Origin of the sequence: Streptomyces sp. SID5785 (genome assembly GCF_009870065.1) — a bacterium.
Classification (GTDB): Bacteria; Actinomycetota; Actinomycetes; order Streptomycetales; family Streptomycetaceae; genus Streptomyces.
In genome coordinates this window covers 1-10,270 of sequence record NZ_WWIA01000111.1, presented here as the reverse complement: position 1 = coordinate 10,270, position 10,270 = coordinate 1, and the positions used below count along the sequence as shown (strand labels likewise).

9 protein-coding genes are annotated in these 10,270 nt (G+C 75.1%); 5 read left to right on the top strand and 4 right to left on the bottom strand.

Annotation, left to right across the window (positions count from 1 at the left end; translation table 11 throughout):
* Positions 1–523 (top strand): DUF2690 domain-containing protein (locus tag GTW43_RS03595; RefSeq protein WP_161300150.1); only part of this gene is annotated, 523 nt, incomplete at its 5' end.
* 385 nt (positions 524–908) lie between these two features.
* Complete coding sequence (locus GTW43_RS03590) at positions 909–1,901, top strand: malate dehydrogenase (protein ID WP_161300149.1); 993 nt, start codon at positions 909–911, stop codon at positions 1,899–1,901.
* A gap of 71 nt (positions 1,902–1,972) precedes the next feature.
* Here the strand turns inward: GTW43_RS03590 and GTW43_RS03585 are convergent, their stop codons facing one another.
* On the bottom strand, positions 1,973–3,412 hold the full coding sequence (locus tag GTW43_RS03585) for an MFS transporter (protein WP_161300148.1): 1,440 nt from the start codon (positions 3,410–3,412) through the stop codon (positions 1,973–1,975).
* A 113-nt stretch (positions 3,413–3,525) separates the two neighbouring features.
* On the opposite strand from GTW43_RS03585, the gene GTW43_RS03580 reads away from it, so the two are divergent.
* Positions 3,526–4,470, top strand: a complete 945-nt coding sequence (locus tag GTW43_RS03580; protein WP_161300147.1) for a LysR family transcriptional regulator — start codon at positions 3,526–3,528, stop codon at positions 4,468–4,470.
* 79 nt (positions 4,471–4,549) lie between these two features.
* On the opposite strand, the gene GTW43_RS03575 is transcribed toward GTW43_RS03580, so the two are convergent.
* Both GTW43_RS03575 and GTW43_RS03570 read right to left on the bottom strand, forming a co-directional pair.
* Positions 4,550–5,602 (bottom strand): alpha/beta fold hydrolase, encoded by a 1,053-nt coding sequence (locus GTW43_RS03575; protein WP_161300146.1) that lies wholly within the window; start codon positions 5,600–5,602, stop codon positions 4,550–4,552.
* Between the two features lie 58 nt (positions 5,603–5,660).
* Positions 5,661–6,590, bottom strand: a complete 930-nt coding sequence (locus tag GTW43_RS03570) for a zinc-binding dehydrogenase (RefSeq protein WP_161300145.1) — start codon at positions 6,588–6,590, stop codon at positions 5,661–5,663.
* A gap of 156 nt (positions 6,591–6,746) precedes the next feature.
* Here GTW43_RS03570 and GTW43_RS03565 point away from each other — a divergent pair, with 156 nt between their 5' ends.
* The gene (locus tag GTW43_RS03565; protein ID WP_343245886.1) at positions 6,747–7,895 is read left to right on the top strand and encodes a LysR family transcriptional regulator; all 1,149 of its coding nucleotides are present in this window, start codon (positions 6,747–6,749) and stop codon (positions 7,893–7,895) included.
* Positions 7,896–7,990: 95 nt separating this feature from the next.
* On the opposite strand, the gene GTW43_RS03560 is transcribed toward GTW43_RS03565, so the two are convergent.
* Positions 7,991–8,791 carry a hypothetical protein gene (locus GTW43_RS03560; protein ID WP_161300144.1) on the bottom strand — a complete coding sequence of 267 codons (801 nt, stop codon included), beginning with the start codon at positions 8,789–8,791 and terminating at the stop codon, positions 7,991–7,993.
* A 306-nt stretch (positions 8,792–9,097) separates the two neighbouring features.
* Here GTW43_RS03560 and GTW43_RS03555 point away from each other — a divergent pair.
* Positions 9,098–10,270: aldehyde dehydrogenase family protein (locus tag GTW43_RS03555; RefSeq protein ID WP_161300143.1), on the top strand; the 1,173-nt coding region annotated here is incomplete at its 3' end.

Below are 10,270 nucleotides of genomic sequence, written 5' to 3'. Positions count from 1 at the left end.
ACCGGGCACGCCTCCCGGGCGCTCCGGCGGCGGTGGTGGCGGCCGGCGCCGGCTGACCATGTTCCTCGCGGGGGTCGTCGGCGCGGCCCTCGTCGTCGTGCTCGCCTACGTCCTGACCAGCGGCGGCGACAAGGACGACAAGGCCGAGCCGAGCCCCACCCCGACGACCAGCGCGCCCCGGCTGCCGGCCGGCGTCCAGTGCGTCGGCGACAGCTGCACCGGCAAGGACCCCGAGGCCATGGGCTGCGGCGGTGACTTCGCCGACAGCACCGCGAAGATCCTGTCCGGCACGACGCAGGTCGAGGTCCGCTACAGCAAGACGTGCAAGGCGGCGTGGGCCCGCGTCCAGGGGGCGGCGCCCGGCGACAGCGTGCTGCTCCGGTCCGGCACCGAGTCCTCGAAGAAGGGACTGGTCGGCGACGCGGACACGGACGCGTACACGCCGATGCTGGCCGTCTCGTCGAGCGGCGACGCGAAGGCCTGCGCGACGCTCGCGAGCGGCACCGAGGTCTGCACGAAGTAGCCGGGGTCGGCGCGAGTCCGGCGCGAAGCGACGGGGGTGTCCGGCCGGGGCATCTGGCCGAGATGTGGCGCATGAGGACGGTGCTTCGGGGAAGGCGGGAGAGTACCCCCCCCCACGGGACCGGTCACAGAGTGGCACCCCCACGGCGGCCGCCGCGCCCTGCTCTCCCGGGCCGGCGGCCGTCGCCACGCTCACGCCGGGCGGCCGACGGCAGCGCGGGCGAACAGGTCTGCGCCCGGTGACGCGCAGGAGTGCACTCCGCGCGGCTGTGGGGTGAGCCACACGAACCGGTAGGTGCGGTCCCGGTGGGGCGCGATAGCCTGACGAACAGATCTCTTGATGTAGAGAGATCGATCAAATGTCCTGCTGTCCTACGGAGAACGCCATGACCCGCACTCCCGTGAACGTCACCGTCACCGGCGCCGCCGGCCAGATCGGCTACGCACTGCTCTTCCGCATCGCCTCCGGCCAGCTGCTCGGCGCGGACGTGCCGGTCAAGCTGCGCCTCCTCGAGATCACCCCGGCGCTCAAGGCCGCCGAGGGCACCGCCATGGAGCTCGACGACTGCGCCTTCCCGCTGCTCCAGGGCATCGAGATCTCCGACGACCCGAACGTCGCCTTCGACGGCGCCAACGTGGCCCTCCTCGTCGGCGCCCGCCCGCGCACCAAGGGCATGGAGCGCGGTGACCTCCTCGAGGCCAACGGCGGCATCTTCAAGCCGCAGGGCAAGGCCATCAACGACCACGCCGCGGACGACATCAAGGTCCTCGTCGTCGGCAACCCGGCCAACACCAACGCCCTGATCGCCCAGGCCGCCGCCCCGGACGTACCGGCCGAGCGCTTCACCGCGATGACCCGCCTCGACCACAACCGCGCGCTGACGCAGCTCGCGAAGAAGACGGGCTCGACGGTCGCCGACATCCAGCGCCTGACGATCTGGGGCAACCACTCCGCGACGCAGTACCCGGACATCTTCCAGGCCACCGTCGCCGGCAAGCCCGCGATCGAGGCCATCGGCGGCGACGAGCAGTGGCTGGCCGACGACTTCATCCCGACCGTCGCCAAGCGCGGCGCCGCGATCATCGAGGCCCGCGGTGCCTCGTCCGCGGCCTCCGCGGCGAACGCGGCGATCGACCACGTCCACACCTGGGTCAACGGCACCGCCGAGGGCGACTGGACCTCCATGGGTATCCCGTCGGACGGTTCCTACGGTGTGCCGGAGGGCCTGATCTCCTCGTTCCCCGTCACGACCAAGGACGGCCGCTACGAGATCGTCCAGGGCCTGGACATCAACGAGTTCTCGCGTGCGCGCATCGACGCGTCCGTCCAGGAGCTCACGGAGGAGCGCGAGGCCGTGCGCGGTCTCGGCCTCATCTGATCAGGGGGCTCCGCCCTCGGTCGTGCCGCCGCCCGCGGCGGGTCCCCGGACCCGCCGCGGGCGGCGGCGTCTCACGCGTCGTCACGTCGCCGGTACCCCAGGAAGACCGGCACCGCGCAGGCCAGCACGACCACGCCGACGAGCCTGAGCCCCGACGCCATCCCCGCGCCGAAGTCCGCCCCGGCACCCGCCAGGACCGTACCGGCGACGGCCACCCCGACCGCGGCCCCCACCTCCCGCGCCGCCGTCCCGAGCCCGGAACCCAGCCCCGCCTGATGCGCGGGGAGCGAGCCGACGACCCCGATCGTCAGGGCCGGCATGCAGGTGCCCGTGCCGAACGAGATGACCAGCAGCCAGATCACGTAGATCCCGTAGGGCGTGTGCGGTCCGGCCGTCGAGGCGCCGAGCAGGCCGAGCCCGATCAGCGCGAGCCCCACCGTGACCACCGGCCGCGGCCGAGCCTGCCACCGTGCGGCGAACTTCGGCGCCAGCGCCATGCCCACCGTCACCGGCATGATCGCGAACCCGGTGAGCGCCGCCCCGTACCCCTTGATCCCTTGCAGGTACTGCGAGTTGAGGAAGAAGAGGGCGAACAGTCCGAAGAAGCCCGCGGCCGTGCCGAGCGTCGCCGCGCGCAGCCGCGCGGACCGGAAGACGCGGGGATCGAAGAGCGGAGCCCGCGCCCGCAGCGCGTGCCGGGTGAACGCCGCGGCGAGCAGCGCGCCGAGCACGAACGCGCCGATGATGCGCGGCGACGCCCACCCGAACTGCGGCCCCTCGATGATGCCGAAGAGGATCGCGACGAGCGCCGTCGTGACGAGCAGGGTGCCCAGCGGGTCCGGGTTGCCGCGGTCCGTGCGCGGGGTGCGCGGCACCGCGTACGCGACGGCGAGGGCGAGCAGCGCGGCCAGCGGGACCATCGCCCAGAACAGTGCGCGCCAGGTCAGGAACTGCCCCGCGAGGCCACCGCCGAGGTTGCCGAGCGCGCCTCCGAGGCCGAGCGCCAGGGTCCAGGAGGCCAGGGCCTGTGCGCGCCGGGCCCCGCCCGGGGTCAGGTGCACGAGGATCGACAGGGTCGCCGGTGTGATCAGCGCGGCCCCGGTGCCGCAGACGGCACGGCCCGCGATCAGCAGGCCGGGCGTCGTGGCGAGCGCGCTCACCGCAGAACCCGCGGCGAACAGGGCGAGCCCGGTCAGCAGGGCTCCCTTGCGCCCGTACCGGTCGGCGGCCGCGCCCGCCGGGATGAGCAGTCCGGCGAACGCGATCACGTACGCGTCGACGGTCCACATGATCTCGGACGCGGAAGGATGCAGGGACGAGGCACCCAGCTGCGGAATCAGCAGGTTGATCGCCGCGACCATGCTCTGGGCGACCAGCACGCAGGCGCAGACGGCGAGCAGGGTCGCCCGCCCGAGCCGGGGCGCGGCCGGTGCGGGTGCGGGTGCAGGTCCGGGTGACGTCTGTGCGGGCGCCGACCGGGTGGGCGGCGGTGTCTGGGCAGGCGTGGGCATGGCTCCTCCCGGAGCGTCATGAGGGGGAAGAAGAAAGGGTGCGGAACGCCCTTCCACCGTAGGCTCGGCCCCGGCCTTTACTCCAGTGCAATGTGTGCAGGGGATACTTGCGTATGACGCAATCACCGTCGCCGTCCGACGCCGAGCCGCCCGCCGCCGCCCTCGGGCTCGACCTGAACCTCCTCGTCGCGCTCGACGTGCTCCTGGAGGAGCAGAGCGTGCGCGGCGCGGCCCGGCGGCTGCACCTGTCCGAGCCCGCGATGAGCCGCACCCTCGGCCGTGCCCGGAAGGCGCTCGGCGACCCGCTCCTGGTCCGTGCGGGCCGGCGCATGGTGCCGACACCGTACGCCCTGTCGGTGCGGGCCGAGGTGGGCGCGGTGGTGGAGCGGGCCCGCACCCTGTTCGCGGCGCGCGGCGAGGAGGACCTGCGCACGCTCACCCGCACCTTCACCGTGCACGGCACCGACGCGCTGGCCGCCGCCCTGGGTCCCGCCCTGCTGGCGCGGGCCGCCGCCGAGGCCCCCGGCGTCCGCATCCGGTTCCTCGGCGAGAGCCACGTCGACGCGCCCGTACTGCGCCAGGGCACCGCCGACCTGGAGGTCGGCGTCATCGACACCTCCGATCCCGAGGTGCGGATCGAGCCCGTGCGCGAGGACCGCATGCTCGGCGTCGTCCGCGCCGGACACCCGCTGCTGCGCGGGGAGCTGACCGCGCGCAGGTTCGCCGAGGAGTCGGGTCACCTCGTCGTGTCGCGGCGCGGACGGCTGCACGGCCCGGTCGACGTGGCCCTCGCCGAACAGGGGCTGCGCCGCCGGGTCGTGGGCAGCGTCAGCACGTTCCCCGCCTCGCTGTTCTTCCTGCGGGACACCGATCTGATCGGCCTCGCCGGGACCTGGTCCGTGCCGATGGTCACCGCCCTCGGCCTCGTCGCCTTCCCGGTCCCGCTGGACCTGCCGCCGCTCCCGCTCGGGCTCGCCTGGCATCCGCGGCACGACGCGGACCCCGGGCACGCCTGGCTGCGCCGCTGTGTGCGGGAGCTCCTGCGCGACTGCGTCTGATCGATCCCGCGGCACCCGTCCCGGCCGGCGCGGCACCTACCCCATCTGGTGCCCCCGGCTGCCGTGCGGCCCCGCTCCGTCAGTTCCCGCGCAGCCGCTCCGTCAGCCAGTCCGCCGTGCCGGGCAGCCACCGGTCGCGGACCGTCCCCAGCAGGTGATCGCCACCGGGCACCAGGTGGTAGGTGCCGTGGGGCGCCGCCGCGGCCAGCCCCGCGCCGTTCTCCACACCCGGGATGCGGTCGTCCGCACCGTCGACCACCAGCAGCGGCACCTCGATACGCGGCGCCACCGGCCGCAGGTCCACGCGGGCCAGGAAGGCACGGGCCGCCGCCTCGGACCCGGCGCGCTGCGTCAGCGTCTCGCGCACGAACGGGACCGTGTCGTCCCAGCCCGTCAGCCGGTACGGGCCGCTGACCGCGGCCGCCGCGCCGATCCGCGGCTCGTGGGCGGCACTCTGCGCCGCGTAGTAGCCGCCGAGGCTGAGGCCGACGACGGCCACCGGCACCGGGGCACCGAGGTGGGCGTGCAGCGCGTCGACGACCCCCGTCAGCACGTGCTGGTAGTCGGCCTCGACGGTCGTCGTCGCCGCGCGCACACCCTGCCCGGGGCCGTCCATGGCGAACACGGCCGTGCCGCGCGCGAGCAGGGCGTCCGCCAGGCCGTGGAACTCCTCCTTCGACGAGTCGAGCCCCGGCACCACCACGACCACACCCCGGTCCGCGTGCGCGACCCCGCGCAGCCGCCCCGCGTACGCCGTGTCCTCGATGCGCACCGCGTCCGGTTCGAGGAGCGCGAGCGCACGGCCCGCCGCGAGGTCCGCCTGCCCGGCGGCGTACGCGGCCTCCTCGCGGTCGGGGTGCGGGAGCAGCACCGCGCAGTGGAACCAGCGGGCCGCCCGCCGGTACGCCTCACCGGCCGAACGCGTCGCGCCCGCCGCCTCGAACCGCTCCCCGTCCGCGAGATGTTCGTGCCCCGCGCCGACGAAGGCGGCGGGCCAGGCGAGGAGATCGGTGAGCGCGCGCGTCACCCGCTCGTACGCGTACGGGTCCAGGCCCGCGCCGTACGTGCGGGAGCGGTTCTGCGCGATGACGTCCTGGAGGATGCCGGGCTGGCGGAAGAAGGGCGTGGGCATGGCGGTCTCCGGTTCGGTTCGGCGGTGGTTCAGTAGTGGTTCAGTGGGGTGGGGCCGGTCAGGACAGGGTCAGGACGGCGTTGCCTCGGATGCGGCGGTCGCGCAGGTCGGCGAGAGTCGCGGCGGTCTCGGACCAGTCCGCGACGCGGCCCAGCTCCGGGTGCAGCCGGCCGCCCGCGACCAGGCGCACCAGCGCGGCCAGGTCCTCGGCGAACGACTCGGGGAAGTCCATGTAGTGGAAGTGCCGCAGCGTCGCGGACTCGGGCCCCGCGAAGAAGTCGAAGAAGTCCAGCGTGACCGGGGTGCGGGAGGCCTGGCCGAACCAGATCAGCGTGCCGCCGCGGCGCACCCGGGCCAGGGCGAGCGGCAGTGTGGCGCCGCCCGTCGACTCCAGGACCACGTCGTACGGCCCCGTCGTCGCGGCCACGTCGTGCACGACCTGGTCGGCGCCCAACTCCCGCAACCGCGCGCCCCGTTCGGGCGAGGCCGTCACCGCCGTCAGCCGGGCCCCCGCGGCGGCCGCCAGTTCGGTGACGTAGTGGCCCACGCCGCCCGAGGCACCGGTGAGCAGGATGCGCCGGCCGCCGACGGGGCCCGCGGCGCGCAGCAGGCGCAGCGCCGTCAGGCCGGCCAGCGGCAGGGCGGCGGCCTCCACCGTGCCGACGTGGTCCGGGAGTTCGGCCAGCGCGTCGGTCGGCACCGCGGCGTACTCGGCCCAGCCCGCGCTCATCGGGTGGCCCACCACCCGGGCCCCGGCCCGCGGCCCGCTGCCGTCGGCGGCCTGCTGCACGACGAGCCCGGCGACGTCCTTGCCCGGCAGCCACTGCGCGGCCGGTTCCTCGAGTTTGAAGATCTCACCCCGGTTCACCGAGTACGCGCCGACCTTGATCAGTGCCTCGTCGGCGCGCGGCCGGGGCTGCGGACGCTCGGCGAGGACGACGTGCGGGGCGCCGCTACGGGCACGGCCGGTGGGTGCGAAGGCTCTCATGCGGCCCAGTCCACCCGGCCCGGCACGGTCGGGTCCAACAACCGGTCACCTGGTACGACAACCGGCGGTTGTTCCGTACGGTGTGGAGTGTGGAGTGCGGGGCGGACAGGTCTCCGGGCTCAGGGCGTGCCAGGAGCGAGCGAGGGGACGGGCGGCGTGAGCAGAACGGGCAGCGCGAGCGGCGCGGGCGGCGCGGGCGGCGGGTCCAGGACCGGTCCGGGGCCCGGGGCCGGGCCCGCCTCCCGGTCCGCCTCCGAGCCCGCCTCCGGGCTCGAGGGGCCCGATCTCGACCCGGCGCAGGTGCGGGCCTTCCTGGCCGTGGCCGGTGAGCGGCACTTCGGCCGGGCCGCGGCCCGGCTCGGCATCACCCAGCAGGCCCTGTCGAAGCGCGTCGCCCGGCTCGAGGAGGTGCTCGGCACCGCCCTGCTCGAGCGCGGCGTCCGCGGGGCCGTGCCCACCGCCGCCGGCGACCGCCTCCTCGAACCGGCCCGGCGGCTCCTCGACGCGGGCCGCGCCGCCGTCGACGCCGTCCGCGCCACCCCGGCCGGCCCGCTGCGCATCGACGTCTGGGGCCATCTCTACGCACCCCTGCGCTCCGTCGCCGCCATGATCGACGCGGCACCCGGGCTCCGCGTCGAGTCGGGTGCGGGCCGCGACTACCCCTCGGTCGCGGAGGCGCTGCTGCGCGGCGACATCGACGTCGGCTTCGGCCGGGTGCACGCCCTGCCGGACGGCGCCGCCACAGTCGACGCAGCCGATGCACCCGGCGCCGCCGAGGGGCCGGGCGGCATCGGCGCGCCGCGCGGCGACGCGGCGCTGGTCCGCCGTCTCGTCCGGCTCGAACCGGTGGACGCCGTGCTCAGCGCCCGGCACCCGCTCGCCGCCGCCGACACCCTCCGCCCGGCCGACCTGCGCCACCACGTCCTGCGCTACCCGGCCGAGACCACCCGCCTCGACTTCCTCACGCGCTTCGCGGACCGCTTCGGCATCGCGGCGCGGCAGGGCGGCCCGAACCTCGGCCTCGACACCTTCCTGGCCCAACTCCGGGACGCGCCCGACCAGTTCACCCTGTTCCCGGCCGATGTGCCGCTGCCGGACGACGCGGGCCTGCGCGTCGTCCCGCTCGTCGAGCCGACCCCGCTGTACGCCTGGTCCCTCGTGTGGCCCGCCGGTCGCGAACACCCCGCGGTCGCGGAACTGCTGCGGGCCTGCGCCGGGTTGGCGGCGCGCCGCCGGTGGCTGGACCACGACCCGACCCGCGACTGGCTGCCGGACACGGACCGGCCGGACGCCGCGGGGGTGTGACGCGGGGCGTGCGGCGCGGGTGCCCGGGTAGCGGGGGGGCGCCCCGGGGCGCGGGCCACCCGGTGGCGTGGGTGGCCCGCGTGGGGGACGGGGGCTCAGAGCCGGGAGACGTTCACCGTGTCCGAGGCGGCCGGCGCCGTCACCGTCACCGGCGCCCCTTGATCCGCGTACCGCGTCGTGACGTCGGTGCGGCGCGACCCCGAGCCCGTGCTCGTCCGGGTCTGCTCGACCAGGCGCGGCGTCCCGCTCGCGGTCACGTACAGGGTGTCCTCCGTCCCGTGCCGCGTGCCGGTGAGCGGGACGACCCGCACGCCGTGCAGGGTCCGGGGCCCGCCCCGCTCCGTGACCACCTCGTCCCGCGCCTCCGCCCGCAGCTGCGCGCGCAGGGCGCTCAGGTCGCAGATGCTCGCGAGGTCCTTCAGCGTCGGGTCGGACGCGGGTCCCGTGACGTACCTCCCGGCGATCCGGCCCGTCAGGGCGCGGCCCGCGGAGCCGGGGACCCGCGCCCGCCACAGGGCGTCGTCCATGCGCAGCCACACCCGGTCGCCGTGGCGCAGGACGGTGGCGGTGCCGCGCGTACCGAACGTGACCGTGCCGTTGCAGTCGCCGTCCCGGTCGAGGGACAGGTCGAGCGCGGACGGGGTCGAGCGCCCCGCGCCCGCCGAACGGTCCGTGACGGTCACCTGCAGTGACCGCGCGCTCAGCAGCTGCTGCCGGGCCTGTGCGGCGAGCCCGCGCGCGGTGCCCGCCCGGGGCGCGGCGCTCACCGTACGACCGGCCTTGCCGTCGCCGTCCGTGGCGCCGTCGCCGTCGCCGTCGTCGTGGGAGCGGGCCCTGGCCGCGAGCAGGCCGGCCGTCACCACGGCGAGGACCAGGACCCACACCTGACCCGTCACCGTCTTCCTCGGCGCCGGCCGCTTCTTCCCCGGCCCCGGCCTTCCCCGCGTCTTCGTCATCGTCTCAGTCGGCTGCTTCAGCGCGTACCCCTCCGGACAGAACGTTCCTCAGCGTACGTATGGGCTCATTCGCGGGTGCATGCGGTGGGTGGTGTCGACGCGCGTGGTGACACAGCGCACTTTTGGCCATGGGTTGCGCATGCTTTCTCCACCCCCGGGCAGGGGGATCCGACATCACCGCGGAGAGTGCCGAGAGGCCTGCGCGGTGCTCGGGGGAACGATCTGGAACGGAAGGCGAAGCAGGACGTGTCAGCACAACACACCATCCATGTCGGCGGAGAGTGGCGCGGCGCCGCATCAGGGGCGACGCGCGACATCATCGACCCGGCGGATGCCAAGCCCTTCGCCGTCATCGCCGAGGGCGGGACCGAGGACGCGGACGCCGCGATCTCCGCCGCGCGCCGCGCCTTCGACGAGGGTCCCTGGCCGCACACCCCGGTCGCCGAGCGGGCCGCGCTGCTGCGCCGCACCGCCGACCTGCTGGTCCGGGACCGCGAGAAGATCGGCCTCCTGGAGAGCCGCGACGCGGGCAAGACCGTCGAGGAGGGCCGCGTCGACGTCGACTGTGTCGCCGACGCCTTCCGCTACTTCGCCGACCTGGTCGTCGGCGAGGGCGCGGGCCGGGTCGTCGACGCCGGGTCCGACGAGATCCACAGCGTCGTCGTGCACGAGCCCGTCGGCGTGTGCTCGATGATCACCCCCTGGAACTACCCGCTCCTCCAGGCCAGTTGGAAGATCGCCCCGGCGCTCGCCGCGGGCAACACCTTCGTGATCAAGCCGAGCGAGATCACGCCGCTGACCACGGTCGTGCTCGTCGAGCTGCTGATCGAGGCGGGCCTGCCCGAGGGCGTCGCCAACATCGTCACCGGCCCCGGCGCCACCGTCGGCGCCCGGCTCGCCGACCACCCTGCCGTCGACCTCGTCTCCTTCACCGGCGGCCTGGCCAGCGGCACCAAGGTCGCCCTGGCCGCCGCCGCCGACGTCAAGAAGGCGGCCCTCGAACTCGGCGGCAAGAACCCCAACGTCGTCTTCGCCGACGCCTGCGAGTCCGACGAGGACTTCGACACGGCCGTCGACCAGGCGCTCAACGCCGCGTTCATCCACAGCGGCCAGGTCTGCTCGGCCGGCTCCCGGCTCATCATCGAGGAGTCGGTGCGCGAGCGCTTCGTCGCCGAACTCGCCCGCCGCGCCGACAGGATCCGCCTCGGCCGCGGCACGGAGGACGGCGTCGAGTGCGGCCCGCTCGTCAGCGAGCAGCAGCGCGACAAGACCGAGTCCTACGTCGCCTCCGCCCTCGCCGAGGGGGCGGTGCTCCGCTGCGGCGGCAAGCGCCCCGAACCGTCCGACGTGCGGCCCGCGACCGGCTACTTCTACGAGCCGACCGTGCTCGACCAGTGCCACCGCGAGATGCGCGTGGTA